Below are 22,027 nucleotides of genomic sequence, written 5' to 3' on the forward strand. Positions count from 1 at the left end.
CAGAAGGAGTCAGTGGTGCGCGATGCCGGCGGGAGGAGGGGAAGCCTCCCGACGGCATGCGCATCCCCGAGGATTTCACCCCACTGAGACGGAGATCACATCATGGACATCGATTGCAGCACCTGCCCCGGTCGCGACCACGCATGCGACGGCTGTGTGATGACAGTGCTTTTCGGCCCGCTGAACAGCCAGGATGCCGCCGCTGGCGTACGGCGCGGATGGAAGAGAGAGGCCCGAGATAACGACGCCGAGATCCATGCCGCCATCGATACATTCACGCATGCTGCAATGGCCTCCAACGCCGATGCACGATCTGCAAGAGCAAGCATCTGTGCAGTTCAAGCGGCCAATTCGTCGTCTGGATCGCCTACATTGCGTGCTGGCTGAGGTGCGGGGGTCGAACACGCTGTTTGTCGGTTAGTGGACAGACACGCATCCGGTTTCGTAACCTTTCCGAGACCTTTGCGAAGCGTCCCGCTCCAACAGGAGAGGTTCGCGGGGGTCACCGCTCAATCGCCAAGGCTATGAATCTTGGCGTACCGGGGAACCACTCATTTTTTCGGAGCTTTCCGAATGGGGGTGAATCGCGCTCTCGATCCGGGTGCTCGCACTCGAATCGCATGCGCGTAGGGCCATTTCTTCCGGCCCGAACCCGACAGCTAACCCGGTCGGCGGTAGAGGGAGAACAAAAGGAGAACACCCTTCGTGGCCAAACATCGTTTGGAACAGCCCGACCGCGGCAAGGTTGCAAAGAAGGCGGTAATCGCCGGGTCGATCACCTTCGGCTCGCTTGCCGCTGCCGCAGGTCCCGCTCTGGCAGCGCCGGTCACCGTGCCCAATGTCGGCACGTTCGAGCTTCCGGGCGTCGACACCAAGCAGATTCCGGCACAGTTCCAGCAGCAGAAGGCGCCGGTCGTCAAGAAGCAGGACGTCGCGAAGGCACCCGACGCCACGGTCGAGATCCCCAACGTCGGCAAGTTCACGCTTCCGGGCATCAGCGACAACCAGATCCCGCAGCAACTGCGCCCGCGCGGCGGAGCTCCGCTGCTCGCGCCGACGCAGACCGCCGGTGAGAAGGCCGTGCGCGCTGCCGAGACCAAGATCGGCTCGCCCTACTCTTACGGTGCCTCCGGCCCCAATGCCTTCGATTGCTCGGGCCTCACCAGCTGGGCATTCCGTCAGGCGGGTCTGACGATTCCGCGCGACAGCTATGGACAGCTCGGCGGCGGCACCGCGGTTGCCTCGCTCGCCGACGCGAAGCCGGGCGACATCCTGGTGTTCAACGGTGGCGGACACGTTGGCCTCTACATCGGCAACGGACAGTTCATCCACGCATCGACCTACGGCGTCCCCGTGAAGAAGGACGTCGTGAAGAATTGGAGTCTGGTCGGTATCCGTCGCTACTGAGCGGCGAGATCGATCGAGTTCGTGAGGTCGGGCAGATCACGCAGGAACGCGTGATCTGCCCGATCCGTAGTCGCTGCCCGCGACACTCACGTTAGGGTGGAGCGCGGCGTTCGGGCCTCCTCTGCGGAGATCCGAGGCTGCAGGCGGTGAGGGGAGTGAACACAGAAGTGGTTGCGGGATCGCAGGCAATGACGCATCGATCGCGAGCGGTATACGTCGTTGTCGTGACAGCGGTGATCATCGCTGTTGCACAAGTCTTTTCGATGGCGACAGCAGGTCCGTCGAACGCGGAACCGACTCGCACACCCGACCAGCTCCTCGCCCAGTACAAGAAATTGAGCACCGACGCCGAGAAGTCGTCGGAGGCGATGCACAACGCTCAGATCGAGTACGACAAGCAGCGTGGCATCGTCACAGCGGCTCGTAAAGACTCGGCCGAGGCCCAGAAGAGTCTCGAGACCTCGCGCAAAACGCTCAGCTCATATCAGAAGCGCGTCGACACCATCGTGCGCGCCAGCTACAAGGGTGCGCGGGTCAACCGTCTCTATGCGGTGCTGGTCAGCGACTCGCCACAGTCATTGCTCGACCAGATGTCGGGCCTCGAGGTGATCTCCCGTCAGGCGTCGGCTGATCTCAAGGGGCTCAAGAAGGCACGCGCCCAGATGGCCGCAGCGAAGGCGAAGTCCGACCGCACCGCCGCAGAGGCGACGACTGCCGTCTCCGCTGCCGAGCGTGTGCGCGGCGACCTCCAGGCCAAGCAGGCAAACCTGCAGCTGCAGGCGGTCCAGGTGCGTGCCGTGTACGAGTCGATGACCGGCAAGCAACTCGGCGCACTTCGCGGCCCCAAGTTCGACTTCGATCCCCGGGCGGTGCCGAAGGGAACGTCCGCCGCGCTCGCTGCCGTGCAGGCTGCGCTCACCCGCATCGGCGATCCCTACGTCTGGGGCGCCACCGGACCCGACTCCTTCGACTGCTCCGGGTTGATGGTGTGGGCCTACCAGCAGGCGGGTAAAACGCTTCCGCGCTCGAGCGAGGCACAGATGGGCTCCGGAACGGCCGTCGACCGCGGCAACCTTCAGCCCGGCGACCTGATCATCTACTACCCGGATGCTCACCATGTCGGCATGTACGTCGGCGACGGCTACGTGATCCACGCGTCGACGTTCGGCGTGCCTGTCAAGGTGGTGCCGATCGACCAAGCCGGGCCGTACGCGGCCGCGCGGCGATACGCCTGATGCGCGGACAGCGTGCACGCTGAGGCCTCGGCTGCGCGCGTCGCGTGTGTGATCCTCGCTGCCGCGACACTCGCAGCGGGTGTGTCGGCCTGCTCGTCGGATAGTCAACCGCAGCAAGCGACGTCGTCGTCGGTCACGACGACGACCACGAACCCCAACATCTACCTGCAGGAGCGCTCGGAGGGCGTCGCGCGACTCCTCGACGACCTCACCCGCGCTCTGACGGACGGGGATCGTGCTCGCCTCGACGGACTCCTCGACTCCTCGACGTCTCCGACGTTCCGCGATTCTCTGAATGTCGCGGCCCAGAACCTCTCCGGAACAGGCACCCCCGCAGCGTCGTCGGCCGCAGCGACGCCGTCGGTGGCGAACCCCCAATCGGCAGAACGCCAGTCGGTAGTACCCCAGTCGGTAGTACCCCAGTCGGTAGTACCTCAGTCGACAAGCCCCCAGTCGCCGTCTTCGGAGTCCCAGCCTTCACCGACCACGGTGCCCGCGCGCGGAACCGCTCTGAAGCTCAAGGAGTTCGGCTACCAGCTCGCGTCGACGCAGGGCGCGGAGGTCCAGATGCCAGCAGAGCTTGCCGCGCGACTCGAAGCGCAGGGCAGCACCGACTCGTGGGTGGCGCCGGTGCAGTTGCGTTATGCGCTGGGCGGTGCCGGCACGCCGGGAGTCGACGAGCCGACGGTCACGCTGGATCGCGAGCTCGTGGTGGCGCGATACGGGGACAGCTGGAAACTGGTCGGCGACGCAACGCTTCTCGGCGACGACGCCCCGGCAACCCAGCTCTGGAACCTGCCGGGTCTCGAGGCCACGGACGTGCTCACCGGGGGAGGGCCGTCAGCAGTGGTGTCGTACCCGGGTACCGCCGTCACAGTGGATCGGACGCGACGCTCGCTGCGCCAGGCGGTATCGGCCGTCACCGCGTTCTGGGGTTCGGAGTGGCCGCGGCGGGCCGTCGTCGTCGCAACGGCGACCCCGGAGGAGTTCTCCGCGATCGCGCACAGTTCTGCGACCGACACCTCCGCCGCCGCGGCGGCCACCGTGTTCGATCGAGTCGACGGTGACACGGTGATCGGTCAGCGCGTCGTGCTCGCTCCGTCCGCCAACGACCTACCCGCCCCGGCTCTCGCCGTGGTCTTGCGGCACGAGCTCACGCACGTCGCGACGCGCTCGGTGACTGCAAAGGACGCGCCGCTGTGGATCACCGAGGGTGTTGCCGAATACGTCGGCCGTAAGGGAACCTACGTGCGTCTCGACGACGCCGCCCCGGATCTCGCCGCGCAGGTGCGGGCGGGGCAGAGTCCCGATGCGCTGCCGTCGGACGAGGATTTCGGTGTGGCGACTGACAAGTCGGCTCTGGCGTACCAGTCCGCGTGGGCGCTCGCGGCCTACGTCGCCGACCGCTACGGTGAAACACGTCTGAAGGCCCTCTATCGCGGGGTGGCGGCGTCGGGAGACGTCGGCCGACAAGACAACGCGATCGCGACTGCTCTCGGTGTCGATCGCAACCGTCTGATCGCCGACTGGCGCAGATGGCTCGCGGAACAGGTTCCGAGATAAGGAGTACGGTCCGTGCGTCGAACCCTGTTGGTGACCAACGACTTTCCGCCACGGGCCGGTGGGATCCAGTCGTATCTGCAGAATCTCGTCGACAGGTTGCCGCCCGAAGATGTCGTGGTCTACGCGCCCCGATGGAAGGGCAGCGTGGAATTCGATGCGCGACAACCGTATCGCGTCTACCGGCACCGGACGACGTTGATGCTGCCCACGCCATTCGTCGCGCGTCGCGCCGCAGAGATCATCCGCAGTGAGGGCATCGAGACCGTGTGGTTCGGTGCCGCGGCACCGCTCGCGGTGATGGCTCCCGCGATGCGTAGGGCGGGAGCTGAGCGCGTCATCGCCAGCACGCATGGCCACGAGGTGGGGTGGTCGATGCTGCCCGTTGCTCGACAAGTGCTGCGCCACATCGGAAACCACACCGACGCGATCACCTACGTCAGTAGGTACACCAGGGATCGCTTCGCTTCGGCCTTCGGCCGCGCTGCCTCACTCGAGTACCTTCCCCCCGGCGTCGACACCGATCGTTTCGCGCCGAATCCTGTTGCCCGCGAAGAGGTTCGCGCACGGTTGGGGCTCGGCGACGCTCCGACCATCTTGTGTCTGTCGCGGTTGGTGCCGCGGAAGGGGCAGGACATGCTCATCCGTGCCCTGCCGTTGATCCGCAAAGAGATGCCCGACGTCGTGCTGGTCATCGTCGGTGGTGGGCCATACGCCGACACACTGCACCGCCTCGCCCGCGAGGAGGGAGTGGCTGATCACGTGATCTTCACCGGTTCTGTTCCGGCAGAAGAACTTCCGGACTACCACAACATCGCCGACGTCTTCGCCATGCCTGCGCGCACACGCGGCGGAGGCCTCGACGTCGAGGGATTCGGAATCGTCTACCTCGAGGCGTCGGCGACGGGTGTGCCCGTCATCGCGGGACGCTCCGGTGGTGCTCCGGAGACCGTCGTCGAGGGTGAGACGGGCACCGTTGTCGACGGCCGCGACGTTCCGGCGATCGCGTTGGCAGCACTGGCGATGCTCGCCGATCGTTCAGCGGCTGCCGCGATGGGCGCCACCGGGCGCGTTGTCGCGCAGGACAGGTGGCAGTGGCGACATATGGCAGCGCGCCTACAGCAACTGCTGTAGGCGCGCCTGCGTGATCTCAGTGGCTGTACGCCGCTACTTGGAGTAGAGCGCGTCGATGTCGTCGGAGAACTTGTCGACGACCACGTTGCGCTTCACCTTCAGGGTCGGAGTCATCTCGCCGGTTTCCTCGGAGAAGTCGGACGGCAGGATGCGGAACTTCTTGATCGCCTCTGCGTGTGAGACCGTCTTGTTCGCCTCGTCAACAGCGGCTTGGACCTCGCCGCGCAGCTTGGGATCGTTCATGAGGGAGGCGACGTCGGCGTCGGCCGGCAGACCCATCCGCTCCTTCCATCCAGGGAAGGCCTCGGGGTCGATCGTGATGAGCGCCGAGATGAACGGCTTCTGATCGCCGACGACAACCGCCTGCGACACCAGAGGGGCCGAGCGCAATACATCCTCGAGACCCGACGGCGAGACGTTCTTGCCGCCCGCGGTGACGATCAGTTCTTTCTTGCGACCGGTGATGGTGATGAAGCCCTCGGAATCGATGGTGCCGAGGTCGCCGGTGTGGAACCAGCCGTCTTCGAGTGCCTGAGCCGTGGCGTCCGGGTTGTTCCAATAGCCGTGGAAGACCACGCCGCCACTCAGCAGCACCTCGCCATCCTCGCCGAGGCGAACGGCGTTGCCGGCCACAGGCTTTCCGACGGTCCCGATCTTGAATTCACCCGGTGTGTTCACGCTGAAGGCCGCAGTGGTCTCGGTCAGTCCGTATCCCTCATACACCGGGATACCGATTCCGTTGAAGAAGTGCCCGAGCATCGCACCGAGGGGCGCGCCACCGGAGATGGCGAGCTCGCACTGCCCACCCAGCGCCGAGCGCAGCTTGCTGTAGACGAGGCGGTCGAACACGGCGTGCTTGACCTTGAGGAGCAGTGGGACGCTGCCTTGCTCCGACTTCACCGAGTACTCGATGGCAGTCGCGCTCGCGGCGTCGAAGATCTTGCCCTTGCCGCCGTCGGCGGCCGATTGGCGGGCAGAGTTGTACACCTTCTCGAAGACGCGGGGGACCGAGAGGATCAGTGACGGCCTGAACTGGCCGAACGTGGCGACGATGTTCTTGGTGTCGCCGGTGAAACCGACCTCGACCTGGGCCTCGATCGCGACGAGGGTGATCGCGTGTGCCAGAACGTGCGCGAGAGGCAAGAACATCAGCAGTCGCTTGCCCGGGGCGAGCAGGGTGCTCAGGTTGCCCTGCAGCACACCTCGGACCTCCGAGAGCATGTTGGAGTGCGTCAGCTCGCACCCCTTGGGGCGGCCGGTGGTTCCCGAGGTGTAGATCAGCGTCGCAGGGTCGGAAGCCTTGAGAGCTGCACGCCGCTTGGTGATCTCGTCGTCCGAGACATCCTTGCCCGCCTCGATGAGCAGTTCGACGGCACCGGGACCGGTCTTCGGATCGATCTGGAATACCTGGACGGCTGTGGGCAGATCGCCGACAGCCTCGAACTCTGCACGATGTCCGTCGTCCTCGACGATGATGGCGGAGGCGCCGGAATCCCGCATGATCCAGTCGATCTGGCCTGATGACGACGAGTCGTAGATCGGAACGGTTGTCGCGCCCGCGCACCAGATCGCGAAATCCACCAGGATCCACTCGAGCCGCGTGCGTGACAAGACCGCGACGCGGTCACCGGGAGCCACACCGGAGGCGATCAGTCCCTTGGCTATTGCCGTGATCTGCTTGGCGGCGTCGTCTGCCCGCACCGGAAGCCACTCGCCGCCTTCTTCGCGTCGGAAGACCGTCGAGGCGGGAGTGCGCTCGGCGAGACCGAACAAGATGTCAGTACAGTTCTCGTCCTCCTCGATCGTGAAATCGGCGGGGACGCTGTACTCGTTCAACGCAGCACTCATTCGTATCGACGACCTTTCGCCATCGTTGGCAATTGACACTCGTCGCCAATCGTATCCCCGGACTTTTCACGACCCACAACCGCGCCAAAGTTGTGTGACGTGTGAGGGGTCTATCCGCTCCCGTCGGGAGTATGTGAAGCTAAGAGGCGTGACGAGCATTCAAGTGGCGGATGAGACATTCGTCGCTGCGGCGCCCGCGCTGGTGGCAGCCGTGGTGGGTGATCGCGGACGATGGCGATCCTGGTGGCCCGATCTGCGCATGGAGGTGGCCGAGGATCGGGGTGCCGCGGGTATGCGTTGGCGGGTCGACGGTCCGGTGAGAGGAACGATGGAGTTCTGGTGCGAGCCGGTACTCGACGGGTTCGTGCTGCACTATTTCCTGCATGCAGAACCCACCGGTGATTCGACAGGAGTCGACGTGGCAGCGCTCAACCATGGTTACCGCGTGATCGGGAAGCGGGTGACGTTCGAGATCAAGGATCGTCTCGAATCAGGTCGCGCCCCAGGCGATCCCGCGATCAGTGAAAGTGTGGCGAGCTGATGGCCGACCATACCGAGCGTTCGATCGTCATCAACGCCGACGCCGCAGAGGTGATGGCTGTCATCTCCGACTTCGAGCACTACCCGGAGTGGGTCACGGCCGCGCGGGAGGTCGAGGTCACCGAACGCGACTCGGCGGGCAGGGCGTCGCAGGTGCGCTTCCTCCTCGATGCGGGCGTACTCCAGGACACCTACGTACTGCGCTACACGTGGGGTGCAGACGGCGATGAGGTCTCGTGGGTGCTGGTGTCGAGTGATCTGCAGAAGGACCAGCGCGGCCGGTACGTGCTCAGCCGGCAGGTCCCCGGTTCGACCAAGGTCACCTACGAGTTGATGGTCGACCTGCAGGTTCCGATGATCGGTCAGCTCAAGCGACGTGCCGAGAAGGCCATCACTGACGCAGCACTCAACGATCTCAAGAAGAGGGTCGAAGGCTGATCGACCTGACGCCCATTCACATCGTCTTCGGTCCGGGGGGATCCGGGGTGACCGCGATCGCGACCGCGGGCGCGGTCAGCCGACCCCGGACACGGAGACCAGAGGTGCGTTCACCGCTGGCCGCAGATCGGCACACGCTCCTGATCACGGTCGACCGCTGCTCGCCGGTTCCCGACGTGCTCGGTGTGTTCCGGTCACCCAGCGAGGTCGTCGCGGTGTCGGCACATCTGCACCTGCTCTGTCTCGAACGACTGACGTCGGCGACGACGTCGTGGGCGCTCTTCGCCGAACTCCTCGCCGACACCGTGCGACGCTCCAAGATCTCGTTGCCGTTCGTCGACACGCTCGCCGGAATCGACCAGGCGGAGGTGACATCGCTGCCCGGGGTCGAGGATGCGTTGTTGCTGCGGCGGATTCGTGACGAGGCGGTCAGCGGTCAGTGGCAGCGCATCGTCGTCGACCTGTCCGGGGCGGGCGACCCGTATGAGTTGCTCGACGCACCGTCGAAGCTCAGGCACATGCTCGATCGTTTGTGGCCGAGGCATCGCAGGCTCGCGGCCGCGGCCGACCGTCCCGCGGTCGCGCAACTGACCACCGCGGTCGACACCATCGACCGCGACTGCGCCGACGTCGCAGAACTACTGCGTGACGCCGATACCACCGCGGCCCACCTCGTGGTCGGGAGCGGGCATCGCGGAGCGCGGTCGCTACCGCATCAACTCGCGTCCATCGACCTGCTCGGACTTCCGCTGCGCACCATCTATCTCGACGACGCCACCGCCGAATCGGGGCGTCGGGAGCTGGTGCCCGACGAGATCGACGGCGTCCCCGGCGTCGAGATCCGTGGTGTCACGGCGCTCGATGCGCCGCTCGACCGGCCGGCACGTCTGAAGAAGCTCGGGGTGACGCTGCTCGCACCGTCGGGTCGCGCGCGCGGCTCGTCGGCGCTGTCGGTGGTCGGCGACGCCGCAGACGGTCTCGACACCACGTACGAATTGTCTTGGCCGCAAACGCTTCCCGACCCCGGTCGGTTCATGCTCGGACGCTCGGGCGACGACCTGCTCGTCACCGTCGACGGTCTGCGTCACTGCCTGCCGTTGCCGTCGGTGTTGCGGCGGTGCGTCGTCGACGATGCCGACTGGGATGGTGAACAGGTGCACATCCGGTTCCGTCCCGACCCGGCGGTATGGCCTCGACGGTGAGGTTGCGGGTACCGTTTCCGTGCACATGTCCCCGGTTGAGTCTCGGGGCCCGCGAGCAGCAAAGGACCAGCCGCCCGAGATGAGCAGCGACGACCGTGGCAATCCGTCGGGGGGACGGCAGACGCCGGGAGACCGCGACGACGCGTTCACCGGAGACCCCATCGGTGACCCTGTCCGCGACTTCGTGCTGGGCATCGCGGCGCAGATCGACCAACTCGCCGCCATCATCGGCGGAGGGGGACAGTCGGCGTCGAGCGGGGCGACTCGGGGAGCGGGCGCGCGACATCAGGCATTCGGCGACGTCGCAGGCGAGATCAGTTCACTCGTGGCCGAGATCGGCGATCTCGTCTCCAGGCTGATAGCCGCGCTCATCGCGGTACTCGAAGCCGTCGCGAACGCGCTACGCGCAACCCCTGCCACACACGCCTCACCGACCGCGCAGTACCAACCGATCTCGGTACGGATCGGTACGTCGACGTCGCACCGGACGGCCCCACGCCAGACGACGCGCGAGCAGGGCGACCAGCACGGCCCGGCGCGACAGAGCCCCGCCGGGCAGGAACCCAGCACGCACGACATGCATGACCCAGGCTCCTATTTACCCGATCCCTCCCGTTCCTTCGTTGACCGCAGGCACCTCGATGGCGAGACCGAGACGTGATGAGAACTGAGAAATAATGGGCGAGTTGACGATTGGCATCGACATCGGCGGCACCAGCGTCCGCGCCTCGGTGGTCGACGAACGCGGGCGGATGCTCGACACCCTGCGGGCCGCGACGCCGGGCACGGCGCTCGCGCTCGAGCACTGCCTCGATCGGCTCGTCGGCGAGCTCACGTCACGGTGGGCGGCGCGCGCCGTCGGACTCGCGGTGGCGGGTTTTCTGACCCCTGATCGTCAGGTTGTCCGGTTCGCGCCGCACCTGCCGTGGCGTGAGGCGCGAGTCGCAGAGGACATGAGCGCGCGTATCGGTCTGCCGGTGGTCACCGAGCACGACGCCAACGCCGCGGCCGTCGCCGAGTTCCGATTCGGTGCTGCGGCGCGCGGACACAACTCGCTGGTCCTGGCCATCGGGACGGGCATCGGTGCCGGGTTGCTCATCGAGGACGAGATCTATCGCGGAAGCTTCGGTGTGGCGCCGGAGCTCGGACATCTGACGGTCGTCCCCGACGGTAGGCCCTGCTCGTGCGGCAAGCGTGGTTGCTGGGAAAGGTATTGCAGCGGAACCGCTTTGGTCGACACCGTCGTCGAATTGCTCGCCGATGGCGATTGGGGGAGAAGCCAGCTCGCCGCCGACGTCGCAGCCGATCCCGGTTCACTGACGGGGCGTCGTGTCGCGGGTGCGGCCGCCGACGGTGACGCGGTGGCAATTGCGGCGTTCGCGGCGTTCGCAGCGTCGCTCGGTCAGGGCCTGGCGATGATCGCCGACATCTTCGACCCCGACCTGATCGTCCTCGCCGGCGGCGTCGGCGCGGCGTCGGGTCTGTTCCTCGACGAGGCGCGCGAGCACTACGCCAGATTGATCACCGGTTCGGGGCACCGGCAACTCGCGCGCATTCGAGGCACCCAGCTCGGCGAGAGTGCGGGCGTCATCGGCGCCGCGGAGGTGGCGCGCGCGGCACTACGGTCCGAGGATGTGGCGCTCGGCGATGCAGGGTGGTCGACGGCACACTGAGAGCACGCCCTATGGCCCACGCAGGTGTGGGCGCTTGAGTAGAGTCATCTCACAACGTCCCGTCGGCTCACTGCGAGACTCACCCCTCCTCGAGTTCTCACGGTGCTCTGTCCGGCGACGACTTCACCAGTGGCGACGCGGCGATGATGGAGTGAGTCTCAATGTGGTACTACCTGTTCAAGTACGTTCTCCTCGGACCGCTTCTGCGGGTACTCGGACGTCCTGAGATCGAAGGCCTCGAGAACCTCCCCGAACGCGGACCGGCGATTCTCGCCAGCAACCACCTGGCCGTGATGGACAGCTTCTTCCTGCCGCTGATGGTGCCCCGTCGGATCTACTTCCTCGCCAAGGCCGAGTACTTCAACGGCACCGGGATCAAGGGTCGTTTCCAGGCGTGGTTCTACACCGCCGTCGGTCAGATCCCGATCGACCGGACCGGTGCGGAGGCGGCTGCCGATGCGCTCAAGGCCGCGCGGGGCCAGCTCGAGGCAGGCAACCTGATGGGCATGTACCCGGAGGGCACCCGGTCGCCCGACGGCAATCTCTACAAGGGCAAGACGGGGCTGGCCCGAGTCGCGCTCGACACCGGGGTGCCGGTGATCCCCGTCGCCATGATCGGTACTGACACCTTCAACCCGCCCGGAACCGTGCTGCCGCGCCCGACCAGGGTCAAGGTGAAGATCGGCAAGCCGCTGAACTTCGCCCGCTACGAGGGCATGCAGGGCAACCGCTTCATCGAGCGTGCCGTGACCGACGAGATCATGTACGAGCTGATGCGGCTCTCCGGTCAGCAGTACGTCGACATCTACGCCGCCTCGCTCAAGGAGCCGAAGCCCGAAGTGCAGGAGCCTGCGCAGCCGGGCGAGGCATCGGCTGCCTGACTCACATCGGCCGGTCGGGCGCAGGCGCCACGCGGGCCATGCCGCTCAAACGGATCGGATCTCGGCGAGCGGCTGATCGGCTGCCCGAGTGGCGGCCCGCGCGGGGGAGAACGGAAGCAGCCAGATCACGACCAGAGCGGCGATTCCCCACAGCGAGAACGCGTTTCCGACGATGTGGTCGAATACGGTCCAGTGTCGGGCCACCATCGGCAGGAACTGGTACGGGCCGACGGCGAAGATCAGGACGCCGCTGACGGCGATCGCGTTGTAGGCGACGTACGCGCGCCGTGAGTCGGTGCGCGCGGCCACCACAAGGCTCGTCAGGATCAGGGGAATCGACCACACCCAGTGGTGTGCCCACGATGTCGGCGAGACGAGAAGCCCCCAGACCGCGACGACGCAGGTCGCCAGGAGCGCGTTGACGCGCCCGCTCCGACCCGCACCCCGACCGAATGCCGCAGCGGGCTTGCAGGCGAACAGCGCTGCGCCGGCCAGCACCGTTGCCACGAGTGAACTCAGCACCCACGCGAGTTGTGCCGCGCTGGCCTCCGGGAGGAGTCGAATCCACATTGCATTCAGGTTCTGGTTGATCCGACCTGACGGATCACCGATGCGCGTGGTGTGGAACAAGGTGTGGGTCCAGTAGCCCCACGAGTCCGACGGCATCCAGATCCATGCCAGCGCCGCCGCGGCGACGAACGTCGCGGCAGCCGTGACGACCGCGCGCCAGCGTCGAGCCGATGCGAACAGCACGATGAAGACGAGCGGGGTCAGCTTGATCGCCGCCGCGAGCCCGACCAGCACGCCTTGTAGGGGTCCGAAGGCACGGCGGCGTCCCCGGCCGACGAGAAAGATGTCGACGACGATCATCGCCATGAGAATCACGTTGATCTGACCGAAGCCGAGCGTCATCCACATCGGATTGAGCCAGAGCGCGGCAGTGGAGACCACAAGAGCGAGCCACCATCGGTTGCCGATGCGCCCGACGGAGAGCACCGTCAGCACGATGTGCACGACGACGACGAGGAGTCCGATCGTGATCAGTGACATCACGACACCCGCGATGGTGAGCGTCATTGCGCCCAGCGGCACGAAAGCCATCGCGGCGAACGGCGGGTAGGTGAACGGTAGCCAGATGCCGTCGCTGGTGAACGGCATCGAGCCGTCGGCGTAAAGGCTCTGGCCCTGCTGCCAGATCTGTGCCCCGAGCCGGTAGACGTCGAGGTCGATGCGCGTTCTGGTACCGAAACTGCTGGTGAAAGGCACACCGATCATCTGGAGTAGCGACGACGCCGCGAATGCGACGACGATGAGCGCGCGCGCCCACCGCGTCGGAACCCACCGACGGAGCCGGGCGTCCGCGGCGCTGCAGAATGTGGGCATCGATGGCCTTTGTGTAGGCCCCACGTCGGGGGCATGTGGGTCGGTCGGGTGTCGGTGTGCGCGCTCGGTGGCGAATACTTGGCGGTATGCGTTTCTTCTACGACTCGGAGTTTATCGAGGACGGCCGCACGATCGATCTCATATCGATCGGTGTCGTCGCAGAGGACGGTCGTGAATATTATGCGGTGTCGACCGAATTCGATCCCGGGCGCGCCGGTAGTTGGGTGCGCGCCAACGTGCTACCCAAGCTTCCGTCCCCCTCGTCGTCGCTGTGGAGGTCGCGGGCGCAGATCCGCGAAGGCCTGCTGGAGTTCCTGACGGAAAAGGGCAACGACATCGAGTTGTGGGCGTGGGTGGGTGCCTATGACCACGTTGTTCTGTGTCAGTTGTGGGGGCCGATGACCGAGCTGCCCCGCGCTGTTCCGCGTTTCACGCGTGAGCTCAAACAGCACTGGGAGGCTGCCGGTCGCCCGCCTCTGCCCTCCGCGCCCGACGACGCTCACGACGCCCTCAGTGATGCTCGACACAACCTGCGCAAGTGGGAGGCCATCGAGAGTGCCGGCGGTGTGCGTGCGTGAGCCCGGCTAGCCGACGGGGCCGACCTGCGGGGGCGTCGTCGCCGCCTATTACGCTGGAGGGGTGGTGAACTGGACCGTAGACGTTCCAATCGACGAACTTCCCGAACTGCCCCCGCTTCCCGGCGACCTGCAGGCGCGCTTTGCCGACGCCATGAACAGGCCGGCACTCCAGCAGCCGAGCTGGGATCCCGAAGACGCCCACCGGATGCGCACGGTGCTCGAGAGTGTGCCGCCGATCTGCATGCCGGCAGAGGTCGAGGCGCTGTCGTCGCAGCTCGCCGATGTCGCCGAGGGTCGCGCCTTCCTGCTCCAGGGCGGTGACTGTGCCGAGACATTCGCCGACAACACCGAACCGCACATCAAGGGCAACATCCGCACGCTGTTGCAGATGGCCGTCGTGCTGACCTACGGCGCGAGCCTGCCCGTGGTCAAGGTGGCCCGCATCGCGGGGCAGTACGCCAAGCCGCGCTCGGCCGACGTCGACGCACTCGGCCTCAAGTCGTATCGCGGCGACATGGTCAACGGATTCCCTCCTGTCGAGTCGGCTCGCGTCCACGATCCGTCGCGGCTCGTCCGGGCCTATGCCAATGCCTCGGCAGCGATGAACCTGGTGCGCGCGCTGACCGGCGCCGAAGCCGACCTGCGTCGGGTGCACGACTGGAATCGGGAGTTCGTCCGGACGTCACCCGCCGGCGCGCGGTATGAGGCTCTCGCAGGCGAGATCGACCGCGGCCTGAAATTCATGGACGCCTGCGGCGTCACCGATTCGAGCCTGAAGTCCGCCGCGATCTTCGCTTCACACGAAGCGCTCGTGCTCGACTACGAACGCGCGATGCTGCGCCTGGCCGACAATCCCGACCTCGACGGTTCCGGCAATGCCTCCGAACTCGACGAGAAGGTGCTCTACGACCTTTCGGCGCACTTCCTCTGGATCGGCGAGCGCACCCGCCAACTCGACGGTGCGCACATCGCATTCGCCGAGCTGATCCGTAACCCCATCGGGGTCAAGATCGGACCGACGACGACCCCGGAGCAGGCCGTCGAATACGTCGAACGGCTCGACCCGCACAAGCGTCCCGGACGGCTGACCTTCGTTGCCCGCATGGGCAACTCGAAGGTGCGCGAGGTACTCCCGCCGATCGTGAGCGCGGTGGAGGCTACCGGCCACAAGGTGATCTGGCAGTCCGATCCGATGCACGGGAACACCCACACCTCGCCGACCGGGTACAAGACCAGGCACTTCGACCGCGTCGTCGACGAGGTGCAGGGCTTCTTCGAGGTCCATCACGCGCTCGGTACGCACCCGGGTGGTATCCACATCGAGCTCACCGGTGAGAACGTGACCGAGTGTCTCGGTGGCGCACAGGACATCTCCGACGTCGACCTGGCGGGCCGATACGAGACCGCGTGCGATCCGCGCTTGAACACCCAGCAATCGCTGGAACTGGCGTTCCTCGTTGCGGAGATGCTGCGCGGCTGAGCATCTCGGCACCTGGCCGCCAGCCGACAGTTGTTTCAGCCGACGATCAGCGCGCCGACCCACCAGCCGGTCGAGCCGACGCCCGCGGCCACCAGCAGGACGACGGTCAGCCAGATCAGCGCCTGCAGTCTTCCGCGCCCCGGGTCGTGGGTCGGTGTGTCGTCGGTTTGCTGATCGGGAATCACCGTGGGGCGCTTGGTCGTCGCGGGTGGTGCTGTGGTCGGTTGCGGACGCGCAACGAGCGACTCCGCGACCGGTTGCTGTGCGGTCTCACCGACAGCGCGTGGCGCAACGGGGCGCGGTTGTGGACGCACCGCGGCTGCCTGTGCCGCGCGTATCCGGAGCATCGTCTCCCGCTCCGCCGAGCGGCGCGGTGCGGGAACGGTGAATGGCGGCAGGTCGAGGTCGTCGGCCGCGGCGAGCAGGGCGTCGCGCATCTCGAAGGCGTCGACGTAGCGGTCGCGCGGCCGACGCTCGGTCGCGCGAAGGATCACCTCGTCGATTTCCTCGGGTACGCCGTCGATGACGTCGCCGGGCGCCGGGACGTCGTAGGAGAGTCGTTGGTAGGCGAGTGCCAGAGGCGAGTCGCCGTGGAAAGGCGTTCTGCCGGTGAGCAATTCGAACATCATGACGCCCATGGAGTAGACGTCGCTCCTGGCGTCGGCGTCGGCAGACTCGACCTGCTCGGGAGACAGGTACGCCGCAGTACCCAGGATGACGCTCGCCGACGTGACGCCGGCCTCGGCGACCGCGCGCACCAGTCCGAAGTCGGCGACCTTGACCTCGCCCGCGTCGGAGATCAACACATTCTCGGGTTTGACGTCGCGGTGGACGAGGCCGGCTCGATGCGCGGTGCCGAGACCGCCGAGGACGGGATCGGCGACCGCGACGACGGCGTGCGGCGGCATGGGACCGCGCTCGCGCAGCAGTTCGCGCAGGCTGCCGCCCTCGACGAGTTCCATCACGAGAAACGCCGTACCGTCGTCGATGCCCTGGTCGTAGACCGCGACGAGACCGGGATGCTTGAGGCCCGCGACCGCCCGCGCCTCGAACTCGAAGCGGCGCACGAACTGTGGGTCGCCCGAGTAGCGTCGATCCATCACCTTGACCGCGACGTCGCGGCCCAACCGGAGATCGGCGCCCAGATAGACCGCCGACATTCCGCCGCGCGCGATCGGCGCGTCGAGGCGATAGCGGTCCTCGAGGACCGCACCGAGCAGGGTGTCGGCCGGGCTGTTCACGACGTCGAATCTACCCGGCACCACCGACCGCGGGCCCGTACGTACACGCCGCGGCGTGTGCTGGATGACGAGTTGTACACAGCGTGATGACCGCCTGTCGGCATGCACGGCGAAACGGTAATCTCAGGCGGGTGAGTTCTCTGCCCCTCTCGACCGACAACCTCCCCGCCGACACCCCCACCTATTCGCTCGACGACGTCGCCGCACGCCTGCACGTCTCTACGAACAAGGTGCGCAACCTCATCCGGGACCATCATCTGCTCGCGATCTCGCGTAACGGTCAGCCCGCGGTGCCGCGCGTGTTCTTCGACGACGAAGGCATCGCGAAGCACTTCACCGGACTCGTCGACGTGTTGTTCGACGGCGGCTACACGCGCGACGAGATCATGACGTGGCTGTTCACCGAACAGGACGACCTCGGCCTGACACCCGCGGACGCGCTGCACACCCACTCCGCGCGCGAAGTCATCCGTCGCGCGCAGGCACAGGCGTTCTGACGCCCCACATACGACGTCCGAGTGCGCCGATCCGTAGTGGATCGGTCCGCATCACCGACGCTGCCGCGAGGCCACCGAGCGCCAGCGCCAGCAGGGTCTCGGGCAGCTTGTAGAACAAGATCGAGTCGTCGGGCTGAAAGACGATCAGCATGAACGTCGAGATGCCGACGACCAGCGAGCGCACCCATGTCGGGAGTGTGAACGCGACGGCCAGGCACAGCACCCACGTGTAGTACCAGGGGAGCGTCGACGGTTCGAGGATCACGACGGCCAGCATGGCGAGCACGATGCCCGCCATCGCGTCGCGCTCGGAATGCCGCTGCCGCCACCACAACACGACGAGGATGATCGCGAGCAGAACCTCGCCGACGAGCCGGGTGATCGGCAGCACGGTCTGCAGGTTGAGTGGTGTGAACGGCGCGGCGACGAGCGTCACGAGGTGAGCGACAACCGTCGGCAACGTAAACCAGTTCACGATCCGATCCGCCCAGCCCAAACCAGTGAGCCAACCCAGGCCGAGCCCGACGAGCGCGGTCCACGTCGCGAACACGGCGACGGTGATGCCCACGATCGCGGCGAGCACGACTGCCACGTCGCGCCCGCCCACCTGGCGCCGTTGTCGGATGTGCGCCAACCAGATCCACAGCACGAAGGGGACCGCGATCCCCGCGGTGATCTTGATCGAGACCGCACACCCGAGCAGCACGAGCCCGCCGACGTGTCGCCCGGTGACGACCAGCGCCATCCCCGCGGACAACACACCCATCATGAGTAGTTCGACGTGCGGTCCGCCCACCAGGTGGATCAGGACGAGCGGGTTGAACAGCACCAGCCACAGTCCCGCGGCGGGCGACGCCCCGAAGTGGCGGGCGAGGCGCGGAATTGCCCAGAGAGACAACAGGAGTCCTGGCAGCAGCACCAGTCGCATGGCGAGTACGCCCAGGATGACGTGATCGCCGGTCACCGCGACGACCAGGTGCGTCACCCACACGAAGAGCGGGCCGTAGGGCGCCGTGGTCGACGCCCAGACCTGCGCCATGCTGTCGACGAGTGGTCCCGGGTTGTGGGCCGGGCCGTCGGCGTACGGCGAGAAGCTCGCGCCGAACAGGGCGCCCTGGCCGAGGTAGGCATAGACGTCGCGACTGTAGAGCGGCACGGTCACCATCAACGGCGCAGCCCACGCCAGCACCCACCCGCCCAGGTGGAGGCCGCTGTGATCACTGTTGCTGTCGCACAGGATGCGCCCCAGGCGTATCCACGCGATGACCATCAGCGTCACGCCGACCCAGAATGTGATGCCGCACAGCGATTTACCGTGTCCGTAGGTGAGCCAGCTCAGTCCGGTATCGGTCAGGATCGGATGGTTGCGGGGTATGTCGGCAATGCCGAAACCGCCGAGGCACACCATGATCGAGCCGATCAGGCCCGCGATGAGGGTGCGTCGCGTCGTCGTCGTCGATGTGCCGCCGGCGCTCGCGTCGGCGTCCACCTTCACGTCGGTGTCCATACTCAGGCGTCGTCCATGTTCAGGCGTCGCGATGCGCCATACGACGCGCGACGGCGACGAGGTCGGTGTACACGGCATCGTCGATGTCGGTGCTCTCGAGTGTCGTAACGGCGGAGTCGAGCAGCGTGTCGATGGTGCGCTCGACGTCGGCGACGGCGCCCACGTCGGTGAGAATCCCACGCGCAGTGGCCAATTCGTCCGCCGACAGTTCGGTTCCGATCACCGAACGCAATGTGTCGCCGAGTGCGGGATCGTGAGCGTCGGCGCGGGAGAGTCCCAGCCCGAGAAGGGCCGTCCGCTTGCCTGCGACGAGATCGTCACCCGAGGGCTTGCCGGTACGGGCAGGGTCGCCGAACACACCGAGCAGATCGTCCTGCAACTGGAACGCGATGCCCAGATCGTGGCCGACCGAACGTAGGTGGTCGACGAGTTGCTCGGAGGCGCCCGCGGCGCGGGCACCGAGCTCGAGTGGCCGGGCGACCGTATAGGCGGCGGTCTTGAACTCCATCACCCGATAGGCGGCTTCCGTCGATTCCTCGCCACTGACCTCGTTGACGATGTCGAGGACCTGGCCTCCGAGCACCTCCGTGCGCATCGCCGCCCACGTCGCGATCACTCCCGGTGGCAGGGGTGCAACGGGCGGACCTTCAACCGGCCTGCCCGCGGGCGACACGGTCGCGGGGGCGTACCCGTGGACGAGATCGTCGGCCCATGCGAGCGCGAAATCGCCTGCCAGAACAGCCGACGCGACGCCGTGTTCGGCCGCGTCTCCGCGCCATCCCGCGTCGCGATGGACGCGCTCGAACACCCGGTGCACCGTTGGTCGACCGCGCCGTGTGTCGGAGGCGTCGATGATGTCGTCGTGAATGAGCGCGCACCCCTGCACGAGTTCGAGGGCGGCACAGATTCGCAGTGCGTCGGAGTCGGTGAGGCCGGTCGGTATCCCGTTGGTGTCGCCGCGGCCCGCCTGCCAACCCGCGTACGCGAAGACGGGGCGGATGCGCTTGCCGCCCGACAGTACGAAATCGGCGACGACCTGCGCCGACGACCCGACGACCGGCGAAATGGCTGCGGCGGTCGACACCGCGGTGCCGAGAAAGTCGCGCAGCACGGATTCGACTGCGCCGGGAACCTCGGCGAGGCGCGTTGGTACGGGAGCGGTCGAGGTCACGTGTCACAGGCTAGCCCGTACACTGGTCCGGTGAATTCATCCGCCCCGGTGCCGTCCGTCGTCGAACGTCTGTCTGCGCCGCATCCGGGACAGGTGCCCTTCTCCGTCGAGTTCCTCCCGCCCAAAGACGCCGAGGGCGAGGCGCGCCTGTGGCGCGCGGTCCGTGTCTTCGAGCGGCTCAATCCGGCGTTCGTGTCGCTGACGTACGGCGCGGGCGGTAGCACCCGTGACCGCACCGTGCGGATCGCGGGACAACTCGCCACCGAGACCACGCTGGTGCCGGTTGCGCACCTGACCGCGGTGAACCACTCGATCGCCGAATTGCGCTCGTTGGTCGGTGCGTACGCCGACAAGGGCATCACCAATATCCTTGCGCTGCGCGGTGATCCGCCGGGAGATCCGCTCGGTGAGTGGGTCAAGCATCCCGAGGGCGTCTCGTACGCCGAAGAACTCGTCGACCTCATCGGCGAACTCGGCCAGTTCCACGTCGGTGTCGCCTCGTTCCCCGAGGGCCATCACCGCGCTCCCGATCTCGACCACGACACCCGCGTCCTGGTGAGCAAGCTTCGCGCGGGCGCCGAATACTCGGTCACCCAACTGTTCTTCGACGTCGAGTTCTACCTCCGCCTGCGCGACCGCGTCGCCGCGGCCGACGCGGAGCAGGGAGCCAAGCCGATCATCCCCGAGATCATGCCGATCACGTCGCTGGCCTCGGTTCGACGGATGGTCGAGCTGTCCGGGTCTGTGCTGCCCGACAGCGTCGAGCGACGGTTGATCGACGCTGCGGGCTCGGGTGAACAAGAGGATCGAGCAGCGGTGCGCGCTGTCGGCATCGACATCGCCACCGAGATGTCGCAACGTCTCATCGCCGAGGGCGTCCCAGGGCTGCATTTCATCAGCCTCAACTTCGCCAAGGCCACCTGCGAGGTGCTCGACCGCCTCGGCGTCGACACCTCCGACGCCCTGCCGCTCGTCTCGTCGAACTAGCTACCCGCGACGGCGATGCGGAACGGCTGTCGCCAGGCCAGGGTGTGCGCGGCGCCATCGACGGTAAGTATCGGGAGTGCGACGGCGCGGACAAACCAGGAGTTGATCCAGTGTGTGTCCACGGTCACTTCGATAGCCGATCTCACAAGCTCTGATCGTGGCACGTCAGCGCTGTAGGGGTAGCGACAACGCGCACTGCCCCTTGAATAATCGCCGGTTGAATAATCGCCGGTTGAATAATCGCCGGTTGAATAATCGCCGGACTACACAGCGCTTAGCCGGTGGGGCCGCCGCTCTCCGGCTTCTGGCCACCCGCCGCGGAGGCATCTGCGCCTGCGCCGGAGGAGGTCGTCGTCGACGATGCGGTGGCCCGCGGTGTCGTCGCCTTTTGGGCGGGTGCGGTTCGACGCACCGGCCGCGGCCGTCCTGGGCGCGGGCTGGTGTCGCGGTGCGAGTACGCCAACCAGATGACGAGTGCGACGACGAGCAGGCACACGACCACGAGGAGCCACGTCCACCCGGTGAACGCCGCGGTCGCGGGGTCGGGGTAGGTCGCGTCGGCGATGAACTCGGTGACCTTGCCCGGTTCGGGCGTCCACGTGACGGAGGTCTCGGAATCCTGCTTCGGGACGTTGCTCGCGGTGATCGGACCCGCGAACGCCAGGGTGAACTTCAGGTAGTCGCGTTCATCGAGTCCGTTGAGATCGGCGCTGCCGCGAAAGCGGACGACGTCGCCGCTGCGCTTGGCGTTCAATTCCATCGTCATCGACGTGTCGCCGAACGCGTTGGCGACGATGTCTCCGAGCTGACTGAGCTGACCGGCCGTCAGATCGGAGAATGTGGCCCTGGTACCGACCCGGCTCGCGCCCTGCCCTGTCGCTCCGGGCTGTGCGGCCGTGGACGAGGCGCTCGCGGAGGGGGCACCCGCAGAAGCGGAGGCGGACGGGTTCGCCGAGTCGCCGCCCTGGCCGGTGCGCGGGCCCTCGCGGTAGTCGGAGGTCGACACGTTGTTGTGCATCGACTCGGGAATGTCGAGTCGCGGCGCGCCGCTGGGATTGTCGGGCGAGGTCGCGACGATGATCGTGCCGGCATACCGGTCGCCGACAGTTGTCGAGCGGGTCAGGCACCCCGACAGCAGCGGAATTGCCGTGAGCAGGATCAACAGCGACGCGATCGTGGTTCGCACGGTACGTCGGCTCGTCGGATCGGTGGGGCGTCGCGTGGTAGCCGGTTGCACGTGCTCATCGTGCCAGATGAAGTTGTGT

Annotated in this window: 21 protein-coding genes and 1 riboswitch; of the genes, 14 read left to right on the plus strand and 7 right to left on the minus strand. The window is 66.6% G+C overall.

Going from position 1 to position 22,027, the window contains the following annotated elements; translation table 11 throughout:
- The first annotated feature begins 504 nt into the window (after positions 1-504).
- Positions 505-689: riboswitch (cyclic di-AMP (ydaO/yuaA leader) on the plus strand.
- A gap of 16 nt (positions 690-705) precedes the next feature.
- The 4 genes from B3T59_RS19815 (at position 706) to B3T59_RS19830 (ending at position 5,336) form a co-directional block, all read left to right on the plus strand.
- Complete coding sequence (locus B3T59_RS19815; RefSeq protein WP_064861416.1) at positions 706-1,407, plus strand: NlpC/P60 family protein; 702 nt, start codon at positions 706-708, stop codon at positions 1,405-1,407.
- A 263-nt stretch (positions 1,408-1,670) separates the two neighbouring features.
- Positions 1,671-2,642, plus strand: coding sequence for a C40 family peptidase (locus B3T59_RS19820; protein WP_376782644.1), 972 nt, complete (start codon positions 1,671-1,673; stop codon positions 2,640-2,642).
- 12 nt (positions 2,643-2,654) lie between these two features.
- Positions 2,655-4,205 carry a peptidase MA family metallohydrolase gene (locus B3T59_RS19825; protein WP_064861960.1) on the plus strand — a complete coding sequence of 517 codons (1,551 nt, stop codon included), beginning with the start codon at positions 2,655-2,657 and terminating at the stop codon, positions 4,203-4,205.
- A gap of 12 nt (positions 4,206-4,217) precedes the next feature.
- Positions 4,218-5,336, plus strand: coding sequence for a glycosyltransferase family 4 protein (locus B3T59_RS19830; RefSeq protein WP_064861959.1), 1,119 nt, complete (start codon positions 4,218-4,220; stop codon positions 5,334-5,336).
- Between the two features lie 33 nt (positions 5,337-5,369).
- Here B3T59_RS19830 and B3T59_RS19835 read toward each other — a convergent pair whose 3' ends face one another.
- The gene (locus B3T59_RS19835) at positions 5,370-7,184 is read right to left on the minus strand and encodes an AMP-dependent synthetase/ligase (protein ID WP_231894743.1); all 1,815 of its coding nucleotides are present in this window, start codon (positions 7,182-7,184) and stop codon (positions 5,370-5,372) included.
- A gap of 148 nt (positions 7,185-7,332) precedes the next feature.
- On the opposite strand from B3T59_RS19835, the gene B3T59_RS19840 reads away from it, so the two are divergent.
- The 6 genes from B3T59_RS19840 (at position 7,333) to B3T59_RS19865 (ending at position 11,918) form a co-directional block, all read left to right on the plus strand.
- Complete coding sequence (locus B3T59_RS19840) at positions 7,333-7,725, plus strand: hypothetical protein (RefSeq protein WP_064861958.1); 393 nt, start codon at positions 7,333-7,335, stop codon at positions 7,723-7,725.
- Positions 7,725-8,162, plus strand: a complete 438-nt coding sequence (locus B3T59_RS19845) for an SRPBCC family protein (protein WP_005205555.1) — start codon at positions 7,725-7,727, stop codon at positions 8,160-8,162. Before B3T59_RS19840 ends, B3T59_RS19845 begins: the two co-directional genes overlap by 1 nt.
- Positions 8,163-8,182: 20 nt before the next feature.
- Positions 8,183-9,364 carry an ArsA-related P-loop ATPase gene (locus B3T59_RS19850; RefSeq protein ID WP_064861957.1) on the plus strand — a complete coding sequence of 394 codons (1,182 nt, stop codon included), beginning with the start codon at positions 8,183-8,185 and terminating at the stop codon, positions 9,362-9,364.
- Positions 9,365-9,443: 79 nt separating this feature from the next.
- Positions 9,444-10,025, plus strand: a complete 582-nt coding sequence (locus B3T59_RS19855; RefSeq protein ID WP_064861956.1) for a hypothetical protein — start codon at positions 9,444-9,446, stop codon at positions 10,023-10,025.
- Between the two features lie 16 nt (positions 10,026-10,041).
- Positions 10,042-11,037 (plus strand): ROK family protein, encoded by a 996-nt coding sequence (locus B3T59_RS19860; RefSeq protein WP_287004929.1) that lies wholly within the window; start codon positions 10,042-10,044, stop codon positions 11,035-11,037.
- Positions 11,038-11,198: 161 nt separating this feature from the next.
- Entirely contained in the window at positions 11,199-11,918 is a 720-nt protein-coding gene (locus B3T59_RS19865; protein WP_287004930.1) for a lysophospholipid acyltransferase family protein, read from the plus strand.
- Positions 11,919-11,963: 45 nt separating this feature from the next.
- Here B3T59_RS19865 and B3T59_RS19870 read toward each other — a convergent pair whose 3' ends face one another.
- Positions 11,964-13,301, minus strand: a complete 1,338-nt coding sequence (locus tag B3T59_RS19870; RefSeq protein WP_287004931.1) for a glycosyltransferase 87 family protein — start codon at positions 13,299-13,301, stop codon at positions 11,964-11,966.
- An 86-nt stretch (positions 13,302-13,387) separates the two neighbouring features.
- On the opposite strand from B3T59_RS19870, the gene B3T59_RS19875 reads away from it, so the two are divergent.
- Together B3T59_RS19875 and B3T59_RS19880 are read left to right on the plus strand one after the other, a co-directional pair.
- The gene (locus B3T59_RS19875; protein WP_251722493.1) at positions 13,388-13,879 is read left to right on the plus strand and encodes a polyadenylate-specific 3'-exoribonuclease AS; all 492 of its coding nucleotides are present in this window, start codon (positions 13,388-13,390) and stop codon (positions 13,877-13,879) included.
- A gap of 61 nt (positions 13,880-13,940) precedes the next feature.
- Positions 13,941-15,359: a class II 3-deoxy-7-phosphoheptulonate synthase gene (locus tag B3T59_RS19880; RefSeq protein ID WP_287004932.1), complete on the plus strand. Its 1,419-nt coding sequence runs from the start codon at positions 13,941-13,943 to the stop codon at positions 15,357-15,359.
- 35 nt (positions 15,360-15,394) lie between these two features.
- Here the strand turns inward: B3T59_RS19880 and B3T59_RS19885 are convergent, their stop codons facing one another.
- Positions 15,395-16,600, minus strand: coding sequence for a protein kinase domain-containing protein (locus tag B3T59_RS19885; protein ID WP_287004933.1), 1,206 nt, complete (start codon positions 16,598-16,600; stop codon positions 15,395-15,397).
- A 131-nt stretch (positions 16,601-16,731) separates the two neighbouring features.
- On the opposite strand from B3T59_RS19885, the gene B3T59_RS19890 reads away from it, so the two are divergent.
- Entirely contained in the window at positions 16,732-17,097 is a 366-nt protein-coding gene (locus B3T59_RS19890) for an Rv2175c family DNA-binding protein (protein ID WP_251722496.1), read from the plus strand.
- Here B3T59_RS19890 and B3T59_RS19895 read toward each other — a convergent pair.
- Together B3T59_RS19895 and B3T59_RS19900 are read right to left on the minus strand one after the other, a co-directional pair.
- Complete coding sequence (locus tag B3T59_RS19895; protein ID WP_287004934.1) at positions 17,066-18,604, minus strand: alpha-(1->6)-mannopyranosyltransferase A; 1,539 nt, start codon at positions 18,602-18,604, stop codon at positions 17,066-17,068. The two genes, B3T59_RS19890 and B3T59_RS19895, sit on opposite strands and share 32 nt — an antisense overlap.
- A 19-nt stretch (positions 18,605-18,623) precedes the next feature.
- Positions 18,624-19,775: a polyprenyl synthetase family protein gene (locus B3T59_RS19900; RefSeq protein ID WP_251722497.1), complete on the minus strand. Its 1,152-nt coding sequence runs from the start codon at positions 19,773-19,775 to the stop codon at positions 18,624-18,626.
- On the opposite strand from B3T59_RS19900, the gene B3T59_RS19905 reads away from it, so the two are divergent.
- Positions 19,776-20,762, plus strand: a complete 987-nt coding sequence (locus B3T59_RS19905) for a methylenetetrahydrofolate reductase (protein WP_376782642.1) — start codon at positions 19,776-19,778, stop codon at positions 20,760-20,762.
- Here B3T59_RS19905 and B3T59_RS19910 read toward each other — a convergent pair.
- Positions 20,759-20,890 carry a hypothetical protein gene (locus B3T59_RS19910; RefSeq protein ID WP_287004936.1) on the minus strand — a complete coding sequence of 44 codons (132 nt, stop codon included), beginning with the start codon at positions 20,888-20,890 and terminating at the stop codon, positions 20,759-20,761. The two genes, B3T59_RS19905 and B3T59_RS19910, sit on opposite strands and share 4 nt — an antisense overlap.
- A 146-nt stretch (positions 20,891-21,036) precedes the next feature.
- Positions 21,037-21,999 carry an LppM family (lipo)protein gene (locus B3T59_RS19915; protein ID WP_287004937.1) on the minus strand — a complete coding sequence of 321 codons (963 nt, stop codon included), beginning with the start codon at positions 21,997-21,999 and terminating at the stop codon, positions 21,037-21,039.
- Between the last annotated feature and the right edge of the window lie 28 nt (positions 22,000-22,027).

The organism is Gordonia sp. UBA7860 (genome assembly GCF_002500165.1).
Taxonomy (GTDB): domain Bacteria; phylum Actinomycetota; class Actinomycetes; order Mycobacteriales; family Mycobacteriaceae; genus Gordonia; species Gordonia sputi.

Bases quoted from the DNA above. Each gene is read 5' to 3' on its own strand.
- B3T59_RS19860 (WP_287004929.1), top strand. From the start codon at position 10,042: ATGGGCGAGTTGACGATTGGCATCGACATCGGCGGCACCAGCGTCCGC.
- B3T59_RS19875 (WP_251722493.1), top strand. From the start codon at position 13,388: ATGCGTTTCTTCTACGACTCGGAGTTTATCGAGGACGGCCGCACGATC.
- B3T59_RS19820 (WP_376782644.1), top strand. From the start codon at position 1,671: ATGGCGACAGCAGGTCCGTCGAACGCGGAACCGACTCGCACACCCGAC.
- B3T59_RS19865 (WP_287004930.1), top strand. From the start codon at position 11,199: ATGTGGTACTACCTGTTCAAGTACGTTCTCCTCGGACCGCTTCTGCGG.
- B3T59_RS19835 (WP_231894743.1), bottom strand. From the start codon at position 7,184: ATGAGTGCTGCGTTGAACGAGTACAGCGTCCCCGCCGATTTCACGATC.
- B3T59_RS19895 (WP_287004934.1), bottom strand. From the start codon at position 18,604: ATGGACACCGACGTGAAGGTGGACGCCGACGCGAGCGCCGGCGGCACA.
- B3T59_RS19845 (WP_005205555.1), top strand. From the start codon at position 7,725: ATGGCCGACCATACCGAGCGTTCGATCGTCATCAACGCCGACGCCGCA.
- B3T59_RS19855 (WP_064861956.1), top strand. From the start codon at position 9,444: ATGAGCAGCGACGACCGTGGCAATCCGTCGGGGGGACGGCAGACGCCG.
- B3T59_RS19870 (WP_287004931.1), bottom strand. From the start codon at position 13,301: ATGCCCACATTCTGCAGCGCCGCGGACGCCCGGCTCCGTCGGTGGGTT.